Annotated in this window: 19 protein-coding genes and 1 pseudogene; 12 read left to right on the top strand and 8 right to left on the bottom strand. The window is 44.6% G+C overall.

Going from position 1 to position 22,330, the window contains the following annotated elements; translation table 11 throughout:
* Positions 1-4: 4 nt before the first annotated feature.
* Complete coding sequence (locus Q0C11_RS03420; RefSeq protein ID WP_293005753.1) at positions 5-610, bottom strand: LexA family transcriptional regulator; 606 nt, start codon at positions 608-610, stop codon at positions 5-7.
* A gap of 751 nt (positions 611-1,361) precedes the next feature.
* Here Q0C11_RS03420 and Q0C11_RS03415 point away from each other — a divergent pair.
* The 3 genes from Q0C11_RS03415 (at position 1,362) to Q0C11_RS03405 (ending at position 4,226) form a co-directional block, all read left to right on the top strand.
* Positions 1,362-2,348 (top strand): glycosyltransferase family 2 protein, encoded by a 987-nt coding sequence (locus Q0C11_RS03415; RefSeq protein ID WP_293005752.1) that lies wholly within the window; start codon positions 1,362-1,364, stop codon positions 2,346-2,348.
* A 5-nt stretch (positions 2,349-2,353) separates the two neighbouring features.
* Positions 2,354-2,731 carry a GtrA family protein gene (locus tag Q0C11_RS03410; RefSeq protein WP_293005750.1) on the top strand — a complete coding sequence of 126 codons (378 nt, stop codon included), beginning with the start codon at positions 2,354-2,356 and terminating at the stop codon, positions 2,729-2,731.
* A gap of 103 nt (positions 2,732-2,834) precedes the next feature.
* Positions 2,835-4,226, top strand: coding sequence for a hypothetical protein (locus tag Q0C11_RS03405; RefSeq protein WP_293005773.1), 1,392 nt, complete (start codon positions 2,835-2,837; stop codon positions 4,224-4,226).
* A gap of 8 nt (positions 4,227-4,234) precedes the next feature.
* On the opposite strand, the pseudogene Q0C11_RS03400 reads toward Q0C11_RS03405, so the two are convergent.
* From Q0C11_RS03400 to Q0C11_RS03380, 5 genes and pseudogenes are all read right to left on the bottom strand, one after another.
* Positions 4,235-4,477, bottom strand: a pseudogene (locus tag Q0C11_RS03400) (transposase); the annotation flags it as partial.
* Between the two features lie 559 nt (positions 4,478-5,036).
* A complete protein-coding gene (locus Q0C11_RS03395) occupies positions 5,037-6,023 on the bottom strand; it encodes a BPSS1780 family membrane protein (RefSeq protein ID WP_293005748.1) in 987 nt (328 codons plus the stop codon).
* A 44-nt stretch (positions 6,024-6,067) separates the two neighbouring features.
* A complete protein-coding gene (locus tag Q0C11_RS03390) occupies positions 6,068-7,018 on the bottom strand; it encodes a homoserine kinase (RefSeq protein ID WP_293005746.1) in 951 nt (316 codons plus the stop codon).
* A 79-nt stretch (positions 7,019-7,097) separates the two neighbouring features.
* Positions 7,098-7,499 carry a DUF2782 domain-containing protein gene (locus Q0C11_RS03385; RefSeq protein WP_293005744.1) on the bottom strand — a complete coding sequence of 134 codons (402 nt, stop codon included), beginning with the start codon at positions 7,497-7,499 and terminating at the stop codon, positions 7,098-7,100.
* 55 nt (positions 7,500-7,554) lie between these two features.
* Positions 7,555-8,283, bottom strand: coding sequence for a TIGR00730 family Rossman fold protein (locus tag Q0C11_RS03380; RefSeq protein ID WP_293005743.1), 729 nt, complete (start codon positions 8,281-8,283; stop codon positions 7,555-7,557).
* 13 nt (positions 8,284-8,296) lie between these two features.
* On the opposite strand from Q0C11_RS03380, the gene polA reads away from it, so the two are divergent.
* Entirely contained in the window at positions 8,297-11,047 is a 2,751-nt protein-coding gene (polA, locus tag Q0C11_RS03375) for a DNA polymerase I (RefSeq protein WP_293005741.1), read from the top strand.
* Between the two features lie 33 nt (positions 11,048-11,080).
* Here polA and Q0C11_RS03370 read toward each other — a convergent pair whose 3' ends face one another.
* The gene (locus tag Q0C11_RS03370; protein WP_293005739.1) at positions 11,081-13,609 is read right to left on the bottom strand and encodes an Rne/Rng family ribonuclease; all 2,529 of its coding nucleotides are present in this window, start codon (positions 13,607-13,609) and stop codon (positions 11,081-11,083) included.
* A 498-nt stretch (positions 13,610-14,107) separates the two neighbouring features.
* On the opposite strand from Q0C11_RS03370, the gene Q0C11_RS03365 reads away from it, so the two are divergent.
* Positions 14,108-15,088, top strand: a complete 981-nt coding sequence (locus tag Q0C11_RS03365; protein ID WP_293005737.1) for an RluA family pseudouridine synthase — start codon at positions 14,108-14,110, stop codon at positions 15,086-15,088.
* A gap of 46 nt (positions 15,089-15,134) precedes the next feature.
* On the opposite strand, the gene Q0C11_RS03360 is transcribed toward Q0C11_RS03365, so the two are convergent.
* Positions 15,135-15,779 (bottom strand): arylesterase, encoded by a 645-nt coding sequence (locus Q0C11_RS03360; protein WP_293005735.1) that lies wholly within the window; start codon positions 15,777-15,779, stop codon positions 15,135-15,137.
* Between Q0C11_RS03360 and Q0C11_RS03355 the strand changes: the two genes are divergently transcribed.
* From Q0C11_RS03355 to Q0C11_RS03325, 7 genes are all read left to right on the top strand, one after another.
* Positions 15,778-16,467: an ABC transporter ATP-binding protein gene (locus tag Q0C11_RS03355; protein ID WP_293005733.1), complete on the top strand. Its 690-nt coding sequence runs from the start codon at positions 15,778-15,780 to the stop codon at positions 16,465-16,467. The genes Q0C11_RS03360 and Q0C11_RS03355 overlap by 2 nt on opposite strands.
* Before the next feature lie 62 nt (positions 16,468-16,529).
* Entirely contained in the window at positions 16,530-19,040 is a 2,511-nt protein-coding gene (locus Q0C11_RS03350; protein ID WP_293005731.1) for an FtsX-like permease family protein, read from the top strand.
* Between the two features lie 4 nt (positions 19,041-19,044).
* A complete protein-coding gene (hemW, locus tag Q0C11_RS03345; RefSeq protein WP_293005729.1) occupies positions 19,045-20,259 on the top strand; it encodes a radical SAM family heme chaperone HemW in 1,215 nt (404 codons plus the stop codon).
* 24 nt (positions 20,260-20,283) lie between these two features.
* Entirely contained in the window at positions 20,284-21,087 is an 804-nt protein-coding gene (locus Q0C11_RS03340; RefSeq protein ID WP_293005727.1) for a formate/nitrite transporter family protein, read from the top strand.
* A gap of 71 nt (positions 21,088-21,158) precedes the next feature.
* Positions 21,159-21,557 carry a hemerythrin domain-containing protein gene (locus Q0C11_RS03335; RefSeq protein WP_293005726.1) on the top strand — a complete coding sequence of 133 codons (399 nt, stop codon included), beginning with the start codon at positions 21,159-21,161 and terminating at the stop codon, positions 21,555-21,557.
* Between the two features lie 34 nt (positions 21,558-21,591).
* Positions 21,592-21,843 (top strand): hypothetical protein, encoded by a 252-nt coding sequence (locus tag Q0C11_RS03330; protein ID WP_293005724.1) that lies wholly within the window; start codon positions 21,592-21,594, stop codon positions 21,841-21,843.
* Between the two features lie 25 nt (positions 21,844-21,868).
* Positions 21,869-22,207 (top strand): hypothetical protein, encoded by a 339-nt coding sequence (locus Q0C11_RS03325; protein ID WP_293005722.1) that lies wholly within the window; start codon positions 21,869-21,871, stop codon positions 22,205-22,207.
* Positions 22,208-22,330 lie beyond the last annotated feature (123 nt).

Raw genomic sequence — 22,330 nt, 5'->3', positions numbered from 1 at the left:
TTAATCACTTGAAACGGCGAAATGATCCTGTTACGACACCAAAAATCTCAAACTGCATATCTGGACGGATGTAAATGGGTCTGTAAGCACCTGACGAATTGGCTGGCATAAGCCTTGGCATTTTGTTCGCTCCGTAATCAAAGATTTTGATGGTGAATTCACGATCCACTACTGCAAGTACAATATCACCGACACCTGGCGTCTTTGATCTATCCACCACAACTTTGTCACCTGGTAACAAACCCACATCAATCATCGAATCCCCCTTGATCGTAACGAAGAAGGTTGATGCAGCATGATCAATTAAAAATTCACTGATATCAAGGCGCTTCTCGACGTAATCATCCGCCGGGCTTGGGAAACCTGCAGCGACTTTGGTAGAGAAAAGTGGCAGCCTGGTTGGCAGATCGCTGATAGCCGGAGTGAAAAACTCATCCACGTTTGCTGCTTCATGATCCGAGCCGGCTCTTTTTTGCTGATACGCACCCAGAAATTCTTTGATGATAGCTCCCTGACTTTCCGGCACACGTATCGCAATCGTCGATTCGCCATATTTACCCTGACCGCGTGGTCTGCCTGCGTTTTCCCTTTTTCCGCCACGATTTGACATAGCTAATCCTCTTATGAAATATGTGCGGTATTCAAACATAATAATTATAATTACGTCAAGCACAATCACATCCCAAAAGCATCAGGAGCACTTCAAATGGTGTTGTATTTGAGTTGCAATAGTGGTTGCAAATTTTCGGTAACACAAAGATGTGGTAAGCAAAACCGAAACATTCGTGCGATAAGCATGTCGTCCAACCAATCTGGACTATGACTGACTGAATTAAGTGGCGTTAGCTTTTTAGGTGAGAAAATTTTGATTGATTATCGTAATCGATTTATATGCAACTCAGAAGATTTGCGACAGAACCACTGCCGCTTAAGTTCCAGAGCACTTGCCGCATTCTTGCTTTGTGTCATCAAGTATTATAGTGCCCGCAATTGGGGAAGATTGATAGTCACAGCTCAGGCATTCCCATAGCCTACGACCGTTATGGGTACCGGTTACATCGCAACGCGAATATTTCCATCCTTGGCGACCGCCTAGAAGCAAACAACACTGGTCTACATTGTTCCTCTGTGCCATATTAACGCAAAAAATTCATGCAGGTACAGGCCGACTTGGAGCGGAATTTTATTCATTGTCATTGTCATTGTCTTTTTCTTTGTATCTGTTGTACATTCTTCATATTCTATAGATATCTTTGAGTAATGTAATTAATCAGGTGGTTTTTTGGTTTTATAGGGAGACTAAATATCTTGTAACATATTGGAATTAATTGTTTTTTATAAACTTCTCAATAAAAATCAAAATGGTTAAAACATCATTATTGTCTATAGTCATCCCTTGCTACAATGAGGAAGAAGTTATCGATGAGACAGTAAAGCAATTAAAAGCTTTTTGCGCTGAACTCGTTAATCTCGATGTCGAATTAATTTTTGTCGATGATGGCAGTCGCGATCACACACGCGAGCTTCTTAAAAGCTATACTGCAAATGATTCTCGTATTAAGTTTATTGGTTTTGCGCGTAATTTTGGCCATCAAATCGCAGTGACTGCCGGTATTGATGTAGCCAGTGGTGACGCAGTTGTACTGATCGATGCCGACCTTCAAGACCCCCCCGAAGTGATTCACGAAATGATTTCCAAGTGGCATGAAGGCTATGATGTAGTCTATGGTACACGTATCGAACGCCCCGATGAATCCATCTTTAAGTTGGTGACCGCGCATGGTTTTTATCGTCTGCTGAATTGGCTCTCCGATACGCCAATACCTCTTGATACAGGTGATTTTAGATTGATGAGTCGAGCTGTTGTCGACACACTCCGAGCCATGCCGGAACAGGGTAGGTTTTTGCGTGGCATGGTAAGCTGGGTTGGTTTTAAACAGACTGCGCTACCTTACAAACGCGCCAAGCGATTTGCTGGGGAAACTAAATACTCGTTAAGGAAAATGCTTCGTTTTGCTTCTGATGGAATTTTGTCATTCTCAACGAAGCCTTTGCAAATATCAATTGGACTGGGGTTATTCTCAGCGGGCCTTGCATTTTTAGGTATCCTATATGCTTTTACCGTTCGTGTTTTTACCCATTCCTGGGTAGAGGGCTGGGCTGCATTGATGATTGCGATTCTTTTTATCGGTGGTGTACAACTCATTACTGTAGGTATTTTGGGTGAATACGTTGGCCGGATATATACCGAAATAAAGCAACGTCCACTTTATATTATTTCAGAATATCAAGGCTTTGAAAAAGATACTCTTAAGAAAAGTCGTTGCCCAGTGATTCAACATCGTTGACCTCGATGAAACCTGCTTCTGATGAGATTCTGCGTTACGCGACTGCAGGAGTCATTAATACACTGGTTGGTTATGGCGTCTTTCTGTTGGCGCTGCGTTGGATTGGCCTTGGCCCAGAACTATCCAATGCTATTGGGTACGGTGTTGGACTGTGCGTTGCTTTCACGCTAAATTGCTTATTTGTCTTCAAGAATGCGCAGCTATCTCTTGGAGCTGGTATCCGATTCGCGATTGGTTTCGTTTTTGCTTTTGCGCTGAATCAGGCGATGCTATTTTATATGATGAGTGTATTCAAAGTTATTCCCGAGATTGCTCAGATATTTGCAATGGCTACCTATACTTTGATTTTTTATCTGATAAATAAATACTTAGTTTGGAGCTAACAGAAAGCTGTATCCACTGGTTTGTACGTAAATAAGACTCCCGATGATGAAAAACATTTTATTTGATCAAGCACGATCAGCCACTTTGCAATGTCTAGATCGCATGCTGTTATTTATTAATCCACTTACCATTCGTAATCTTGCGGCGATATTGTCGCTAATTCTATTATTTAGCGCTTATTACTTGCTGCCAGGCCTTAAAGTATTTGGACTTGATGAAGTTCATTATTATCCCAGTTTCAAATTTAAGCTAATGGAAGAAGGCAGGTGGATAAATTTCATGCTGCACCATTGGTTACGGCAGATGCCACTAGTGACATACTCCCTGCTGTTCCTTTTTTGTTCGTGGGTGGTACTATTTCGTATAGCGAGCAATTTCTCTCAAGACTCTCGATACGCGGTAATAATCGCATCCGTTTTGCTGATGGCCCCTTCTTTTGTACACCAAAGCCTTTGGCCAGCAACCCATTTCCCTACAGTCATTACATTGCTAATTTTGACTTGGCTGGCTGAAAAGGGAGTTTCCCATCGGGTAATCTATTTGCTGGGTGGTTTTTTGTTATTTGGCATGATGCAGAATTATTACTTTATACTTCCTTTGCTTTTTTTGGGGAGGTTCGATTCAGAGAGCCAAGACGTCGGGAAAATTGGAGCATATTTATTCAGCCATTTCTTTTATTGGATTTTGGGCTCAATTGTAGGCTTTGTTCTAGCATTTGTTGCAATATTCATTATTACAGGCCAGGTCGGAATTACTCCAGCGGAATGGAGACAAGCTATGCCTGTTCAGGATTTTCAGGGCCTCATCCGAAATGTGTTCTTTGTTATTCAGAGCCTCAAAGCTGAAGTTCTTCTGCTTTTCATGAATGGCACTAACAACAATCCCGTTTATCTTCTTGGATTGATGCTGTTCCTTGCTTTTCGTTTCCAATTCTGGCGCTCTGGCCTTCCTAAAGTCATCATTCTTTTAGCTGTGAGCATTTCTTTTTTTGTTTTTTCTATACCGCTGGCAGCGGCTATTGCTACTCGAAGCTTGGTGGCCCTATCATCGGCGATAATTATTTTGCTGCTCGTATCAAGTCAGTTACGCCATAGAACCTATTGGCTGAGTGTATTTTTGCTGCTATGGATGGGGAGTAATTTTTCGATCAATGCGCATTCGTATTTAAATGCGCATAAGACTGAAACAGAATTTATTTTACAAAAAATTGTGACTGTGCTGCCCCAGCATCCTTCTAATTACAATGCATTGGCTATCTTCGGCAAGGTAGATGAAAAATATAAAGAAGCGAAACTATTTAATGACGGGCCGTTTACGCGACCGATTGTTCTGGCTGCTGGCTTTGACAGTTTCTGGGAATGTAGAATGAGTGTTCCCAAGGAATGCGATGCACTCGGAAAAAAACTTAATCTTTCATCGATAACTACAAATAAAACTGTTGAATTTGTTGGTGTCAGTGAGGACATTGCAGTAATTCTTTTTGGCAGCGAATAATTATCAGAACTAAATGTAATGAGCAAATAGACGCGCAAGGCAACCCCAATTTGGGTTATGACTGCATCCTTGCTGGTTCCAATGGAAGATTTGATTTTCAGGTTCTGCTTGATCTATTTGAAGAGCAACTCTACTTGCCAGCGCGCATTGCAGATATTGGCAATGGTTCTGGCAGCAAGTTTGAAATTGTTGGTCAGAAAGAAGTACTGCTTGCCTGTATCGATATCCCGGTAACCGATACGGCGAAGCTGAATCAAGCAATTTCATTGCTGCCTAGATGCTTGTAAGCTGGATAAACCCAGATTCCCCGTTAGGAGAAATTTCTAATGGGAGTCATTAGAATAGGTTGTTATAAATAAAGATTTTTAGTTAATCTGTGGTTGCTTGATTTGTGGTGAATTTTCTTCTGGGATATTTTTGTAGAGTTTAAACTTCGATTTGCTAATAAAAAAATCACAGTGTGGGGCGGTATGGGATTAATGAAACGAATGCATGAAATATAACTTTGGCGGGCAGAATTAATCTCCAGAACTTCTGGGCCACTGAAGCAGCCTTGCTAACCGTTATGCTGGCTTTTAACTTGATGAGCCTCTTTCGTCAGATGTGTTGGGAAGTGATTTGGTCTCTGATAAACCTAACGTTCAGCATATGCTCAAAACATTGCGTTACAAACTCTTTGTCAAAGCGGACTATATCACTAAAGACGGGAACAAGAAAATCATCAATCTAACTGTTACTTGTGGCCACACGAGTGGACTGAAGGGTTATGGAACAAGTCTAAAACACGCACACTCCCTGTGAACTACTGATTCATGATGAAGATTTATCCACAGATTGGTACAGCTTACGGTGTTCTTCACTACAAAAGAATTGCTCTTTCTCTTCGATGGCCTCTTTTCGTGACACAAGCAAGTTGCAGTGTGCGCACGGAACAAGTTCACCGGAATCGGAAGCTATAATTTTGTTTTCCGATGTGGGGGATTGTTGTTTTGTTTCGGCTTCGTCTTTTTTTGGTTCTTCAGTGATATCAGTCCAGTTGGCTTGTTGATAATCGTGTCCGGATTCGTTATTTTTGAATCGAAGTGGTTCACCCAGAAAAATGTCTTTATAACTAACATAAATGGAAGTGAAAATGGTAGGGATCAAAATCACAAGTCCCACACCGTAAGGCATTATGCTGAGGATGGTTAGAAGGATGAGTGTGATGCCATATAATTGGAAAGGAATAAAGTTTCTTAGGCAAGCAAAGAAGCTTTTTTGCATGGCAACAATGGGCGGGATATTATGAAAGATCACCAATAGCGGAGAAAACCAGGACGCCATCATGAGCGGAATGGAAAGCACCAGCGTAAGCAGTGATGCTGTTAGCATATTGCTCATGACGCCCATCAGTTCGCTTTCATCGACTCGTTTTCCATATAGCAGCATATCCGTCATTTGAGAGCCCCCAACCAGGATGACCAAGCCGATAATCAAAATTTGCCCGATTAGATAGATACCGCCGATAGTGATTAGTGGTACCGGATTGGTTTTGAAAGCCATAAATAAATGCGATATATCCAGTGGTCTGCCCTGTTGTTCCATGTCTTTGCAGCCCATCATGATGCCGGCCAGAAAGATGGGTGAGATCAAGGTAAAAATGAATTTCCCCAGTAATGGCACCAACGACATGCTGATAGCGATCAACATCAAGGTAAAGCACACAAATACCCAGGCCAGCGGCGCTTTGCGAAACAGGTAGAAGCCACTTAAGATCCATTGCAATCCCTGTTTTGCGTTAACTTGATGAATTTCCATTGATGTTTCTCCAGTTGAATTCGATGAATAGATTAAATGATAATTTACAGCCAGAGCTGCCGCAGTTTTATTGGATCTGAGGCATGATTTTCCAATATCTCCCGGAAATGCGCCGGGTCTTTGGCATGCGTTAATTCTCCTGGACGCGGCAAATGATAGTCGTACAATCGGGAAACCCAGAAACGCAATGCACCTGCGCGCAGCATGACAGGCCAGGCATCGTGTTCGGTCGCGGTGAGTGGACGAATATCATGATAGGCTTTCAGCAGAGAAAGTGTGCAAGTTTCATCCAGCGCTTTTTTTTCAGTCATGCACCAGTCATTTACAGTAATGGCCAGGTCGTATAAAAAAGCATCATTGCAGGCAAAATAAAAATCGATGATGCCGCCTATTGCCTGATCGGTAAACAAAATATTATCGCGAAATAAATCGGCATGGATCATTCCATTGGGTAATGGGATCTTTTGTTGCGTTAATTGGAAATCCAGTTCAGCCTTGAGTAAATGGTTTTCTGCATCAGATAAAAAAGGCGCGATTTCGGGTGCTCTGGCTTGCCACCATGTTAGTCCGCGCGGATTATTCATTTTTCCGTGGTAGGAACCTCCTGCCAAATGCATTCTGGCTAGAACATTGCCGACTTCCGTGCACTGCACGGTGGTTGGATGAGTCACTGACTGCCCGGGTAAACATGTGACAATTGTTGCTGGCTTGCCGTTCAGTTCACCTAGTAACTTTCGATCCAGTCGCGGGATTGGTGCCGGGCATGGTATTTTATGTTGCGACAAATGTGCCATCAGATTCAGATAATACGGTAGTTCATCACTGGTAAGTTTTTCAAACAGGGTTAAAACAAACTTGCCTTGCGTGGTGGTGACCCAGTAATTGGTATTCTCGATACCTGATGAGATGCCTTGTAAGTGGATGAGTTTTCCAAGTGCATAATCTTGTAACCAAATCGTGAGCTGGTTATCGGTAACAGGTGTGAAAACAGACATGAATTAGCAGAAAATAAAAGCGATAATGTAGAGATATATATTATTCATATAGTTATAGATGATTATGCGCTAATTATCATCAGAATCTTAATATTTGCCACATGGGCGGATTAACATCAATGCCGCCTTCACCTGAATGGTCGTGATGACTTCTGATAGGATTTTTCTTCAGATAGTAAGGTGGGCCAATACGCGGAATTACTTTGATCATCAGAAGTTCACCGTTGACACGGTGCTCTTCAATCGTATCTTCGCCGCGTTTAATAATGGTAACTTCGGTTTCCAGTTCTGGATCCACTGGAATTTCAGGGAGCAGTGGTGGAGAATCGATGTCAGGGGGCAGTTCAGGAACCTCAGGTAAGGGTATAAGGTTGTCGGGGTGCTTATTAGGTTTCTGCGATTGCTGAGGATGCCCGGATTCCGCCATGACAGGCAGTATTGAGCAGAGTGATACAATCAAAATAAGTCGGTACAGGTACATGGGTGATTCCCGGCGGGTCAGGTTTTTGTATTCTACCTAAAATCGCTGATGAGGGTTATAAATTGAGTTGAATTTCTCGTTCAGCAGCGGATGGCTCAAATCCGCTGGTTTCATAATACTGGAAAATTGCATTGACAACTTGTTCAGGTTCATCAATAACTTGAATTAAATTCATATCGTCAGTTGAAATAAAACCCTCTGCAATCAGCGCGTGCCGGAACCAATCGAGTAAGCCGAGCCAGAATTCTGAATAAACAAGGATAATAGGCATTTTCCGGGTTTTCTCCGTTTGCACCAAAGTTAACGCTTCCATTAGTTCATCGAGTGTTCCGAAGCCGCCGGGGAGCACAACGTAGGCGGTGGCAAATTTAACAAACATATATTTACGGGCAAAAAAATGCCGGAAAGTCTGGCTGATATCCTGAAAAGCGTTGCGATGTTGTTCGTGTGGCAATTGGATGTTTAAGCCGATACTGGGTGATTTTCCGTAATAAGCTCCTTTATTTGCGGCTTCCATGATACCTGGGCCACCCCCGGAAATTACAGCAAAGCCGGCATCAGAAAGTTGTTTAGCAATTTGCTCGGCTAATTTATAGTGTGGACTGTTGGGATGGGTGCGCGCACTGCCAAAGATACTGACGGCAGGTTGAATTGTGTCAAGTCGTTCTGTTCCTTCCACAAATTCTGCCATAATTCCAAATAGGCGCCATGACTCTTTGGCTGACCAGAGTTTATCCACGGACAAGGGCGCGATCGGTTTAGTAGGTTTATCTTGTAAGCTCATAGGAAACTTGTAAATGAAAACAGTGTTGCTGGTTGATGGTTCATCTTATTTATACCGGGCTTATCATGCATTGCCTGACTTACGCAATCGTGAAAATGAACCAACGGGCGCCATTCATGGCGTGCTCAATATGCTGCGGCGTTTGCACATGGATTACCAGGCGGATTATAGCGCGTGTGTGTTTGATGCAAAAGGTAAAACTTTCCGGGACAAGATCTATCCCGAGTATAAAGCGAATAGGCCGCCTATGCCTCTGGATTTGGCGGTCCAGATTGAACCTTTGCATACCTGTATTCGTGCCATGGGCTGGCCGATGTTGATTATCGACGGAGTGGAGGCGGATGATGTTATCGGTACCTTGGCGAAGCAGGCGATTGAAGCTGATATGCGTTGCATCATCTCGACCGGAGATAAAGATATTGCGCAGCTGGTGAATTCTCATGTTTCGTTGATCAATACGATGACTAACGAAGTATTGGATCAAGCGAAAGTGCTAGCCAAGTTTGGCGTGCCACCGGAACGCATGTTAGATTACTTGATGTTGGTAGGCGATACGTCTGACAATGTTCCGGGTGTGCGCAAAGTAGGACCCAAAACGGCTGTCAAATGGTTAACGCAATATGGATCATTAGATAATATTATTATGCATGCCGATGAAATAAAGGGTGCAATAGGTGATAATTTACGTAACGCATTGGATTGGTTCGATATCGCACGCAAATTAATCACCATCAAATGTGATGTGGATCTGCCGGTAAAAATTACGGATCTAGCGCTGCAACCTCAGGACGTCGAACAATTAGCCCGGCTCTACGAGCAGCTGGATATGAAGGTATCGTTACGTGAATTACGTCAGAAGGCGGTTACTACAAATCCAAATCAATCGGAATTAGCCCATATGAGCGAAAGCCAAGCAGCAGCGGGTGATGATGGAAACGATAAAGCCGTTTTTTGTCAGTCAGGAACTTATCACACGATCTATACGGATGCGGAGTTGGAAGATTGGTTAATCCGGTTGGATGCAGCGCAGCTGGTATCAGTAGATACTGAAACAACCAGTCTGAATCCAATGCAGGCAAAACTGGTGGGTATTTCGTTTTGCATTGAAAGTCATCACGCAGCTTATCTTCCGTTGATGCATATTTATCCGGGGGTGTCGCAGCAACTTTTGTTTGACGGAGCACTAAATAAACTTAAGCCGTGGCTGGAAAATGTGACAAAACCCAAATTGGGGCAGAATCTAAAATACGACAAACATGTTTTTGCAAACCATGGCATTCAGTTGAATGGTATTGCTCACGATACGTTGTTGCAATCTTATGTGCTGGAATCTCATCGCCCACATAATATGGATAGTTTGGCGCTGCGTCATCTCGGCGTTAAAACCATTAGTTATGACGATGTCACCGGAAAAGGCGTCAAGCGCATCGGATTTGATGAGGTGGAGATTGAAACCGCCACGCAGTATGCTGCCGAAGATGCGGATGTTACGTTGCGTCTGCATCAGAAGCTATATCCCAGCATTCAAAGTAACGAGCAATTGAATCACATCTATCGTGAAATCGAAATGCCGATCCTAAATGTGTTATTTGAAATTGAGCGGAATGGTGTTTTATTGGACTATAAACTGTTGCAAAAGCAGAGTCACGAACTGGGTGAGAAATTACATGCGCTCGAACAACAAGCATATGCTATTTCCGGGCAGCCGTTCAATTTGAATTCACCTAAGCAAATACAGGAAATTTTGTTTAACCAGCTTAAATTGCCTATTGTCAAAAAAACACCTACTGGCGTCCCTTCCACCGATGAAGATGTTCTGCAGCAGCTTGCATTGGATTATCCATTGCCGAAGTTATTACTTAATTATCGTAGTCTGGCTAAATTGAAATCGACGTATACAGACAAATTGCCGTTGATGATAGATCGAAATACCGGGCGTGTGCATACCAATTATTCCCAAGCCGTCGCTGTGACCGGTCGCCTTGCCAGTTCGGATCCTAATCTGCAGAATATTCCGGTGCGTACCAGCGAGGGCCGCAGAATTCGTGAAGCGTTCATTGCTCCGATAGGACACCAGATTATTTCCGCTGATTACTCGCAAATAGAATTGCGTATCATGGCGCATCTTTCTCAAGATGATGGCTTGTTAAAAGCATTTGCGGCCGGAGAAGATATCCATAGCGCAACAGCCGCAGAAATTCTGGGAATACCACTGAGTCAGGTCGATCAAGAGCAGCGCCGTTACGCTAAGGTGATTAATTTTGGTTTGATTTATGGTATGTCTGAATTTGGTTTGGCGACGCAATTGGGTATTGAGCGCAGTGCTGCTCGTGCTTATATGGAGCGTTATTTTGCTCGGTATCCGAGAGTGGAAAGCTATATGCAGCAAACCCGCGAGAAAGCTAGGCGGTTGGGCTATGTTGAAACTGTACTGGGACGCCGACTATGGTTGCCCGAGATTAACAATGCCAATGGCAATCGGCGGCAAGGGGCGGAGCGGGCTGCCATTAATGCACCCATGCAGGGAACCGCCGCCGATATTATCAAGCTGGCAATGATCGCGGTAAGCAATTGGCTGCATAAGAATAAATTACGTAGCAAATTGATTATGCAAGTACACGATGAGCTGGTTCTGGAGGTTCCAACTGATGAAGTTGCAGTAATGAAATCAAGCTTGGCGGAATATATGGGCAATGTTTTGCAGCTTGATGTTCCATTAGTGATTGATATTGGAGCCGGAGACAATTGGGAACAGGCGCATTAAAATTATATATGTACTTGCAGAACCTGCAGGTATTTAATCACGTGTTTCAATTTGCGTTAACGGTTCAGCGGGCGCATCGTTGATTTTCATGGTTTTTCTTCTGGGTTGTTTAGGAGTAATGGTTTCTTCGGTCGCCATTTCAACTTTCTCGGGTGGTGTTTCTATCATGACGAGACCACTTTTCGTAAAATCTGGAAGTTCTCTAGTCACACTGAGCTCAGGCTGTTGATGTGTAATAGGCGGTTCATCTACGCGATTATTATTGCTGGTCATTTCAGAATCGTCAGTAGGGTTTTTTTCAACTGATTTTCTCATAGATTGCTTCTTAGCGGGTTCAATTGCCGGAGGCTCGCTGATCGGGTCTGATGCCTCAATATTTGGCGCAGGATCTGTTGAGCAGGCCTCATGAGTTGATGTATTATCCGGAGAAGCTTGGTCTTCAATCAAGGTCTTAGCGCGTGCAGATTGATCGCGATTTTTATTTCCGCGATACCGGCGCGTACGTTTACGATCCACGGGTTTTGCATCTATGCCGTCATGATTTTCTGTTTCACTGATCAGTACATTGTTTGACAGTAATTTTTCTTCAAGATCCGTGTTGGATTGCGGAGAAGGCTTGTTTCTGATATTTTTTCGTTCTGTAGATAGCTCTGGCGAATCACCAAGTTCCGCCGAGATGGCGTATTCTGCTGGTATTGCAGCGGTGATACCGGAATCTGTCAATTCCCCTAGTTTAGCTTGCTTGTGCATAGAGGCATCTTTATTGCGCTCATTGCGGTTTCTTCCGCGTCGTCCTCTCGGGCGAGTGCGTTCTTGAGACGAATTGTTTTTATCAGTGTCAGTTTGTTGTTTTTTTTCAAGATCAGTTTTGGTTTCTTCGTTTTTGACCTGTTTAAACCAACCGAAGAATTTGTCCAGCAGCGAAGTGTCGCTTGATTTATCTTCGCGCACGGGCGCGGGCAGTGAGGATGTTATACCTTGAACAGCAGCTTGCGGACGGGTAGGTTTGTTTTTCTGTTCGGAAATTACTAGGCTGTTATCTTCAGTATTTTTCTCCACCAATTTATAACTGGCGACCGCTTCATTTGATCTTAGGTCCTCTTGGCGTAAACGATTAATACTATAGTTAGGCGTTTCGATATGAATATTGGGGATCAGAACAATATTGATCCTTTGACGCATTTCAATGTCATAGATTTCTGCGCGTTTTTCGTTCAGTAAGAAAGTGGCTACATCAACCGGCAGTTGAACATGCAACGCATTGGTGTTTTCTTTCATCGCCTCTTCTTGGATGATTCTGAGTATATGCAGCGCGGAGGAATCAGTCCCACGAATGAATCCAGTGCCTTGGCACCGCGTACATGGAATGTAATTACTTTCGCCTAACGAAGGGCGTAAGCGTTGACGGGATAATTCCAGCAATCCAAAACGGGAGATTTTTCCAACCTGAATACGTGCGCGGTCTTGCCGCAATGCTTCGTGCAATCGTGCTTCAACTTCACGCTGATTGCGCTGTACATCCATATCGATAAAATCGATAACAATTAATCCGCCTAAATCCCGTAATCGCAATTGGCGAGCAATTTCATCAGCTGCTTCGAGATTGGTATTGAGCGCGGTATGCTCGATATCTAAACCGCGGATTGCGCGCGCTGAATTAACATCAACGGAAACCAATGCTTCAGTGTGGTCGATAACAATCGCACCTCCTGAAGGAAGAGAAACCTGCCTGGAATAAGCTGTTTCTATCTGATGTTCAATTTGGAAGCGTGAAAATAATGGTACATCATCGTGATAAAATTTAAGCCGATCCACGTTAGCTGGCATAACGTGTGCCATAAATTGGCTGGCTTGTTCGTAAATATCGCGGCTGTCAATTAGAATCTCACCAATCTCTTGGCTAAAATAATCACGAATCGCGCGGATGACTAAGCTGCTTTCCTGATAAATCAGGAAAACGCCATCTTGATTGTTGGCGGCTTCTTCAATGGCATACCAAAGTTGTGTCAGGTAATTCAAGTCCCATTGTAGTTCTTCCCCACTACGGCCGATTCCGGCAGTTCTGGCGATAATGCTCATGCCTGTAGGAATTTCAAGTTTTGCTATGACTTCGCGCAAATCATTGCGCTCTTCTCCTGTGATGCGCCGCGACACGCCACCACTACTGGAATTATTGGGTATCAAAACCAAATACCGGCCAGCCAGAGAAATATAAGTGGTTAATGCGGCCCCCTTATTTCCACGTTCATCTTTGTCAACTTGAACGATCAGTTCTTGTCCTTCTTGTAGAAGATCTTGGATTCGTGCATTGGGCGTACTGCTTTCAGCAAAACACGAGGGGGCAATTTCTTTAAATGGCAGGAAACCGTGTCGCTCACAGCCATAATCAACAAACGCGGCTTCCAGGCTTGGCTCTATACGCGTTATAACAGCTTTATAGATATTACTTTTGCGTTGTTCTTTACTTACAGATTCTATATCGAGGTCAACCAACGTTTGACCGCTTACTATTGCAACGCGCAACTCTTCAGGTTGCGTTGCATTAAATAACATTCGTTTCATTTACAAACCTTACGTGTTTTATTTATCCATACACTATCCACAATTTGTCGAGTGGATAGATTTTTTCGGTATACGTAGTTGTAATGACGAGGCTTGGGTTTATTACTTGTATAACAGAAAATATTTATCAATTAGGTATTTCTTTTTTATTAATTTATTTAATATGTAATATGCTGATTTGCTTTGTGAAACTATTTTATAGTTGTAATTTTAAGCGCAACAACAATTATGAGTACTTCGCAAGTTGTTTAAGGTATCAGATTTTACATAAAGTTCCAAATATTGCTTTGTTTAAAGTAAAATTTAGTTAATCTAAAAGCAACAGAGTCTGACCAAATATTTACTGAGTTCATGTTCGTATTTTGTCACGAATGTTTAAATTCTTACAGAAAGAATTTAAACAAGGGAGGATTCAAGGAATAAATAGCCACCTTATAATTTCCCCATCACTTACATATTATATCCGGAGTTTCATTAAATCAAATACATATTAATAAAATGCAATCTATCACATTAATAACCAAAGAGTGCGTTCAAGAAGATAGCAATGATCAACGGATCGATAATTTTTTATTCAAACGATTTAGGACGGTGCCCAAAAATCATTTGTATCAATTGGTAAGAAGCGGTCAAGTACGTGTTAACGGAAAGCGAATAAATGCTAGCTATCGCTTGCAATTAGGCGATATGGTGCGAATTCCGCCAGTTAAGATAGAAACAAAGGATGCTTGCAATCGCACTACAATTACTCGTGCAAATTTTTTCTCTTTTACTACTTTATATGAGGATGATGCAGTGCTGGTTATTGACAAGCCAAGCGGGATGGCTGTTCATGGCGGAAGTAATATCAGCTTTGGCGTGATTGAGCAATTACGTGCGCAAAATTCATCATGGAAATTTCTAGAGTTGGTGCATCGTTTGGATCGCGAAACTTCGGGTGTATTGTTACTGGCAAAGAAACGCAGCGCATTGGTAGAATTACATCGACAAATTCGTGAAGGCTTGGTGGAGAAGCATTATCTGGTTTTGGTCAAAGGCAAATGGCAAAACGCGAAGCAGCATGTAAAGCTGGCACTTGACAAATATGTAACAGCAAGTGGTGAGCGGCGCGTAGCGGTAGCCGGCAACACTCGCCCTGGCAGCAAACCGATGTCTGCTCACTCGATATTTAAGTTAGATAAATCTTGGGGCGATTTCAGCTTATTAGATGCACAAATAAAAACGGGACGCACACATCAAATTCGTGTTCATCTCGCATATTTAGGTTTTCCGATTCTTGGGGATGATAAATATGGTAATTTTGAGATCAACAAGCGGCTCGCTAAAGCTGAAGTTGGTGGGGGAAGCAAGCTGGCGCGTATGTTTTTGCATGCTCATTCGCTACAAATTACACACCCCGTCTCAGGACAACGTATCCATCTACGTTCGCCTTTGTCCAGTGATTTACAGAAATTTATTGACGACCTGGATAAGTTTTAACTGCTTAGTTTATGTCCTTATGAAGTTGCGATGATACAATGTGCGATTAAATATCAGGATTGGTGGCAACCTGTTCGGTTTTAAACATGGTTTGCAAAACTTCCCAGACATTTTCTGCAATTTTTTTCTGTGCGACTTCGGTCGGATGTATTCCATCAGCTTGGAAGAATTCGTGTTTATCACCAAAGCCAGCCAGTAGAAATGGTATCAATTTGATTTGATAATTTTCAGCCAGTTGCGGAAAAATGGTTTGGAACTTTTGTGTGTACGTTCTGCCATAATTGGGTGGCAACTGCATGCCGGCAAGTAAAACCAGTGCATTGTTTTGTTGACATTCTTCTATAATGGCAGCCAGATTCTCATGAATGGATTTAATTGACGCACCGCGCAAACCGTCATTTCCGCCAAGTTCCAGAATAACAATCTCGGGACGATGTGTTTCAAGTGCTTGTCGAATTCGATTGCGTCCTCCCAGTGCCGTTTCGCCACTGATACTTGCATTGATGATGTGATAGTCAGCATACTTTGACTGTAATCGTTGCTCCAGCAACGTAACCCAGCCCGCTTCGGTCGACATGCCATAACTGGCGGACAGGCTATCGCCAAAGACCATTATGGTTTTGGTCAATGCGACTGCCGGAGCACTGATAGTAAAAACAAAAATCAGAATAATCAGGAAATATTTTTTCATGTTAGATAATCGTGTTGATCAACCCATTCTTTGGACTCATGCATTGACCAAACAGGTCAATACCGGTGATACACAACTTACAATATTGCAAGATATCGATTTGCAAGTAAACGCCGGTGAAGCTGTTGCAATTATAGGCGCATCTGGTTCGGGAAAATCTACTTTATTAGGCTTACTGGCAGGATTGGATTTGCCAACTGCAGGGAAAGTTCATCTGGACGCGGTCGATATTTTTACGTTGGATGAAGATAGTCGTGCCGCTTTACGCGGAAAAGTTCTAGGTTTTGTATTTCAATCCTTTCAATTATTACCAGCGTTAACGGCGATTGAGAACGTGATGTTGCCTTTGGAGCTCTCTCAGCAGAATAAAGATGCCGAAACGATAGCACGGAGACTGTTGGAGCGCGTGGGACTGTCCAAACGCCTGGATCATTATCCGAAACAATTGTCTGGAGGAGAGCAGCAGAGAGTTGCCATCGCACGCGCATTTGCCACGGATCCTAAGTTATTGCTGGCGGATGAGCCCACTGGAAATCTTGACTCGACTACCGGTATACAGATCATTGATCTCATGTTTGAACTCAATCGTGAGCATGGTACGACATTGGTCCTGGTTACTCATGATGAAGCGTTGTCGCAGCGTTGTTCGCGCCAGATTCGTTTGGCGGATGGTAAATTGGTGCAGTAGTTGCAAAAGCTTGGCATTATTACTATTTATTCTATCTTTTCAGTACGTCGATAATTTTTTCTATGAGCCATTTTAAATTGTCTTTCCGTATGTTATGCCGAGACTGGCGTGCAGGCGAACTTAATGTTCTGGTGTTGGCATTGATCATTGCAGTTAGCGGCATGACCACGGTAGGTTTTTTTGCCGAGCGGGTAGAATTAGCCCTCACGCGCGAAAGTAATCAATTATTGGGCGCCGATTTACTGGTTATTTCGAGCCAGCCTTTGCCGGAGATCTATGCTGAAGAGGCTAGCCGATTGGGGTTAGCCATATCATCATTAACTAAGTTTCCCAGTATGATCTCTGATGGTGAGAATAATTTACTCACGGAAATAAAAGCAGTAGCTGAGGGATATCCATTACGTGGGCGTATACATCTGGCCAGTCGGTCGTCAGTGTCGCATACTAAGGAACCAGAAATTACGATAGCAAACACAATTCCTCAGCCGGGTACTATCTGGGTAGATGAAAAAGTCATGGCGCGACTCGATCTTAAAGCAAACGACATGGTCGATGTCGGAGCTGCTCAGTTAACTGTAACCGAGCTGGTTGTGCGCGAACCGGATCACTCGGTAGGGTTTATCAACATGGGCGCACGTGCCATGATCAATGCATCTGATTTATCAGAGACGGGCTTGATTCAGGAAGGCAGCCGTGTTTCATATCAGTTGCTGGTAGCCGGTGAAGTGAAAATGGTGCAACAATTCCGCGATTGGATAAAACCTCAACTGACAAAAGCACAAAGAGTGGAAGGCATTCGCGATGCACGTCCTGAGATTAAAGCCGCGTTGGAGCGCGCGGAAAAATTCTTAAGTCTGGCTGCATTGGCCAGTGTGGTTCTGGCAGCAGCGGCGATTGCATTGGCGGTGCGCCGGTTTACTCAGCGCCATTTGGATGGATGCGCGGTGATGCGTAGCTTGGGAGCGAGTCAGCGGCAACTGTTTTATCTCTATTGGCATTATTTTATTACCTTGGGTGTTATTGCCAGCTCAATTGCCTGTTTGATAGGTTTCGCCGCACAGCAAATTCTGGCGTCCTGGCTAATTGGTATCGTGGATACAGCCTTGCCTTGGCCAAGCTGGTTACCCGCGTTGCAAGGATTACTAGTTGGCTTAGTGTTATTAGTGGGTTTTGCATTGCCGCCGGTGCTGAACTTGCGCAGTGTTCCGGCGTTGCGCGTGTTGCGTAGAGACATCGGTTTGTCCAATGCGCACAGTTTGGCAGGTTATTTATTGGGATTAGTAACTTTATCGCTGTTGTTTATTTGGAAGGCGCAAGATCTCAAGCTGGGTCTTTATATTGTGACGGGATTTGTTTCAGCGATTGTCATTTTTGGTTGCTTGGGCTGGTTGCTGATCAAAGCGCTTTCAGGTTTGCGTCATCAAGCCGGTGGCGCTTGGCGTTATGGTTTAGCCAGTATTCACCGTCGTGCGATTTCCAGCATATTGCAGGCCGTGGCTTTGGGGTTGGGGTTGATGTCATTGCTCGTGCTGACTTTGATTCAGAATGATCTGATTGACGATTGGCATGCCAGCTTACCTCCCGATGCACCCAACCATTTCCTGGTGAACATACAAGCGGATGAAGTGCAATCGCTGCAAGAATTTTTTCAGCAATATGAGATAGAGCCGCCGCCGATGTATCCGATGGTCAAGGGGCGATTGGTCAAGATTAATGGTAAAAATATATCGCCGAAAAATTATCGAGATGATCTGCATGCTGAGAGGCATATTCGGCGTGAATTCAATTTAACCTGGGCAAGTGAACTTTCGTCGGATAATCAGATCGTTCAGGGGTCCTGGTGGAATGACGACACTCAAGAAGCCGAACTGTCGATTGAAGAAGGCATAGCCAAGACCATTCGCGTTAAACTGGGCGATGAACTGACTTATGATATTGCTGGTAGCCACTTTACAGCCAAGATCACCAGCGTGAGAAAAGTGGATTGGGATACTTTCCGGGCTAATTTTTTCGTTGTGGTTCCTCCAGGTCAGCTGGATAACTATCCCGCAAGCTTTGTCACCAGCTTTTATGTTCCGCCTGCAGAAATTTCCATGGTTCATGAGCTTGTCAGAACATTTCCGAGCATTCTGGTCGTTGATGTTGCCGTGGTTATCAATCAGGTGCAGAAAATGATTCAACAAGTTTCTCAAGCGGTTGAGTTTGTGTTCTTATTTACCTTATTGGCAGGATTTGCTGTACTGTATGCGGCAATAGCCGCGACACAAGATGAACGCATTTACGAAGCAGCTATTTTCAGAGCATTGGGTGCCAGACGAGAGCAATTGTCGCGCGCCTGGGCGGCCGAGTTCGCGATTCTGGGTGGATTGGCTGGATTATTTGCGTCTGCTGGCGCCAGCGCGCTTGCTTATGTCATCAGCAAACATGTTCTACATTTCGACTATACTTTTAATCCCTGGATCTGGGTGGTTGGCACACTAGCGGGTGTTATCGGTGTTTTGGTCGCAGGTTTGCTGGGAACACGCTCCGCACTATCCAGCCCACCGTTATTGACATTACGAAAAATTGGTTGAATCGATGCCCGATTGGCCAATTCAGAAACTTAAATCGCTGCCACCTCTAAGCTTATATGTTCATTTTCCATGGTGCCTGAAAAAATGTCCTTATTGCGATTTTAATTCACACGAAATTCGCGCAGAGGAAAACCGAGTACCTGAGGAGGAATATGTTGCCGCGTTAATACGGGATCTTGAGTCCGCGCTTCAGGATGTTTGGGGGCGGCGGCTCAGCAGCATATTTTTAGGGGGGGGCACACCAAGTTTATTTAGCGCTCAAGCAATGGATCAAGTATTGACGGCAGTGCGCACACTGCTGCCGCTGGAACATTTCGCCGAAGTTACTCTGGAAGCTAACCCTGGCACGTTTGAAGCACAAAAATTCGCTGATTTTCGTCAAGCAGGAATCAATCGCCTGTCGATCGGCATACAAAGTTTTAATCCGCTGCATCTGCAGGCATTAGGTCGCGTGCATGATGATCAGGAAGCGCATCGAGCCGTGGATATTGCGCTGAAGTATTTCGATAATATTAATCTCGATCTGATGTACGCATTACCCGGACAAAACTTGGAACAAGCGCAGGCGGATATTGAAACAGCGTGCTCTCACGGAGTCACGCATATTTCAGCCTATCATTTAACGCTGGAACCGAATACGCTGTTTTACCGCTTCCCGCCCAAACTTCCCGATGATGAACAAGCAGCGGCGATGCAGGAAATGATCGAGCAAACCGCAACAAGCTATCAGTACCGTAATTACGAAACCTCGGCATTTGCGCAAGCAGGGAAGGAGTCGCGTCATAATATGAATTACTGGTTGTTTGGTGATTATTTGGGCATCGGCGCGGGTGCGCATAGCAAAATCAGCTTTTCCGATAAAATCGTGCGCCAGATGCGTTATAAACACCCCAAAGAATATCTAGCCAAAGCCCAAACGGGTGATTCATTAATCCAGACGCAACAGGAATTAACTGTTGCGGATCGCAGCTTTGAGTTCATGATGAACGCGCTGCGACTCAGCGGCGGATTTGATGCGTCGTTGTTTCAGGAACGCACCGGTTTGCCGCTTGTCGTAGTGCAGCAACAACTGGATGAAGCCGAACAGCGCGGTCTGCTGGTGCATGATCATCTGCGCATTAAACCTACTGTGCTGGGGAGACGCTTTCTCAACGATCTGCTGCAAATCTTTTTACCCGAAAAAGCTCCATCGAATAATGCGTTAAAATTGCAGCCTTGAATTTGTGCGTGGGAGAGTAGGACTATGGCGTATGTAAAACCGGAAGACGTCGTTGAGAACATGTTGCAAGCAGGCGCCAAAAAGGCGAGTCTTCCGGTCAAGCAATTGTTGATTCGAGGTTTCTTGGCGGGCGCTTTCCTCGGTTACGCGACCACGCTGGCGATTCTGGCTGCGGCACAAACAGGCTGGGGTATTGCTGGTGCCTTGGTGTTTCCGGTAGGTTTTGTCATGATCGTATTGCTCGGATTGGAACTCGCCACCGGCAATTTCGCATTGATTCCGATTGCTGTCAAAGACAAAAGAACTCCATTTAGTCGTTTGCTCGTCAACTGGAGCTGGGTGTTAATCGGCAATTTGATCGGCAGTGTCACATATGCGTATTTATATTGTGTTGTGGCAACCAAAATGGGAGTAATCGATCCGGAAACCATTCCCGCACTGCAACGAACCATCACCATTGCCGAGACTAAAACACTCGAATACGCCAAATTGGGTTTCAACGGTACGATTACTGCCTTTACCAGCGCGATGCTGTGTAACTGGATGGTCACTTTAGGTGCAGTGATGGCTTTTACCTCCAGCACCACTGGCGGAAAAATCGCCGCCATGTGGCTGCCGATCATGACCTTTTTCGGTCTTGGTTACGAACACGCTATCGTCAACATGTTCGTGATTCCTGCCGGCATATTGCTGGGTGCAGATATCACCATAGCGGACTGGTGGTTATGGAATGGACTGCCGGTGATCGCGGGTAATTTATTTGGCGGCATGCTATTTACCGGGTTTATGTTGTATTGGAGTCATGGTAAATCAACTAATCAACTTTAACGTGCAATTGACTGTGGTGTTACCGTAGAACATGCGGAGCAGATCAATGAATGTAACTACTTTTTAAAAATATGCCCCGTACTGGCGTTTTACTCTCTTTATCCCGTGAACACCATACATCGCTAGTGCTGGCCCGTGCCGCCCGGAAAGCGGCAGAGAGTAATGATACAGCGACTACCTTGGCGATGGTGGAACGCATTGAAGCGCACTGGCATGATGTGCTGGCGTCGCACTTTGTCCAAGAAGAAGCGCTATTGCGGCTTACCGAAGATACGTTGAATGCTGAAATCGTTGCGCGTATCCTTACTGAACATGAAGAGTTACGCATGCTGGCTTGCGGGCCTTGCGAACTCGATTCAGCAGCACGGCTACGCCGTGTTGGCGAGTTGCTGGCTGCGCATGTGCGCTATGAAGAGCGCGTGCTTTTTCCGCAATTGCAATCGCATCCTCGTACTGCAGATTTAATTTAAGAATCCTATGAATCCATTAAAAAAGGATATAAATATGAATTTTCCTGATTTTTATGAACAAGCCCCGGTTATACATACCCATGACCCGTTTGCCGCCGTGTTGGGTGCTGCTCAAGGTGGGCGGTTTGATTATCATTATCTGGATGCAGTGCGTCTGGCCGGACATTCATGTCCTACCGTAGCCGGAGCGTTTTTGATTGGACGCGCGGCACTGGGCTACGCTTTATCCGGGCGAGCTTGCAGAGCGCGGCAATATTGCCGTGCATATGCCCGCACCGGAGGATGAGGGCGTCACCGGGGTCATGGCGCAGGTGCTGACGTTACTGACGGGTGCTGCTTCAGGTAACGGTTTCCAGGGAATATGCGGGCGTTACCGACGCAAGGGATTGCTCAGTTTTGCACCACAACGCGAAGGAGAAGCCATTATTTTTACCCGCCTCGATAGCAACGCGAGCGTGGCGGTGACGCTCGATGTCTCGCTGATACCGGCCGATCCCGCTCAAGGCGAGCGTCTGATGGCGATCTTGCAGGATTGTGCTGATGCAGCGCAACAGACTGCATTTGCCGACGCGTGGCAGGAACGTGTGCAGCGCTTGTTGCTTGAATTTGCTGATGATCCCCGCGTGATATGTGTTACATCTGTGAATTGATCAGAGGAACGAATACTTTTACGCAGCAATGGCCTCTTGGGATTGTGCTGCAACGTAGAGCAAAACCCAGCGGCATCATTCCGCAAAAAACGTGACGATATGATGCTGCTGTTGTTAATATTT

Source organism: Nitrosomonas sp. (assembly GCF_022842015.1).
GTDB lineage: Bacteria > Pseudomonadota > Gammaproteobacteria > Burkholderiales > Nitrosomonadaceae > Nitrosomonas.
This window is presented reverse-complemented; position numbering and strand designations above follow the sequence as displayed.

What these genes read in the sequence shown, in the direction of transcription:
- Q0C11_RS03420 (WP_293005753.1), bottom strand. Translation starts at nt 610, where the DNA reads ATGTCAAATCGTGGCGGAAAAAGGGAAAACGCAGGCAGACCACGCGGT.
- Q0C11_RS03415 (WP_293005752.1), top strand. Translation starts at nt 1,362, where the DNA reads ATGGTTAAAACATCATTATTGTCTATAGTCATCCCTTGCTACAATGAG.
- Q0C11_RS03410 (WP_293005750.1), top strand. Translation starts at nt 2,354, where the DNA reads ATGAAACCTGCTTCTGATGAGATTCTGCGTTACGCGACTGCAGGAGTC.
- Q0C11_RS03405 (WP_293005773.1), top strand. Translation starts at nt 2,835, where the DNA reads ATGCTGTTATTTATTAATCCACTTACCATTCGTAATCTTGCGGCGATA.
- Q0C11_RS03395 (WP_293005748.1), bottom strand. Translation starts at nt 6,023, where the DNA reads ATGGAAATTCATCAAGTTAACGCAAAACAGGGATTGCAATGGATCTTA.
- Q0C11_RS03390 (WP_293005746.1), bottom strand. Translation starts at nt 7,018, where the DNA reads ATGTCTGTTTTCACACCTGTTACCGATAACCAGCTCACGATTTGGTTA.
- Q0C11_RS03385 (WP_293005744.1), bottom strand. Translation starts at nt 7,499, where the DNA reads ATGTACCTGTACCGACTTATTTTGATTGTATCACTCTGCTCAATACTG.
- Q0C11_RS03380 (WP_293005743.1), bottom strand. Translation starts at nt 8,283, where the DNA reads ATGAGCTTACAAGATAAACCTACTAAACCGATCGCGCCCTTGTCCGTG.
- polA (WP_293005741.1), top strand. Translation starts at nt 8,297, where the DNA reads ATGAAAACAGTGTTGCTGGTTGATGGTTCATCTTATTTATACCGGGCT.
- Q0C11_RS03370 (WP_293005739.1), bottom strand. Translation starts at nt 13,609, where the DNA reads ATGAAACGAATGTTATTTAATGCAACGCAACCTGAAGAGTTGCGCGTT.
- Q0C11_RS03365 (WP_293005737.1), top strand. Translation starts at nt 14,108, where the DNA reads ATGCAATCTATCACATTAATAACCAAAGAGTGCGTTCAAGAAGATAGC.
- Q0C11_RS03355 (WP_293005733.1), top strand. Translation starts at nt 15,778, where the DNA reads ATGTTAGATAATCGTGTTGATCAACCCATTCTTTGGACTCATGCATTG.
- Q0C11_RS03360 (WP_293005735.1), bottom strand. Translation starts at nt 15,779, where the DNA reads ATGAAAAAATATTTCCTGATTATTCTGATTTTTGTTTTTACTATCAGT.
- Q0C11_RS03350 (WP_293005731.1), top strand. Translation starts at nt 16,530, where the DNA reads ATGAGCCATTTTAAATTGTCTTTCCGTATGTTATGCCGAGACTGGCGT.
- hemW (WP_293005729.1), top strand. Translation starts at nt 19,045, where the DNA reads ATGCCCGATTGGCCAATTCAGAAACTTAAATCGCTGCCACCTCTAAGC.
- Q0C11_RS03340 (WP_293005727.1), top strand. Translation starts at nt 20,284, where the DNA reads ATGGCGTATGTAAAACCGGAAGACGTCGTTGAGAACATGTTGCAAGCA.
- Q0C11_RS03335 (WP_293005726.1), top strand. Translation starts at nt 21,159, where the DNA reads ATGCCCCGTACTGGCGTTTTACTCTCTTTATCCCGTGAACACCATACA.
- Q0C11_RS03330 (WP_293005724.1), top strand. Translation starts at nt 21,592, where the DNA reads ATGAATTTTCCTGATTTTTATGAACAAGCCCCGGTTATACATACCCAT.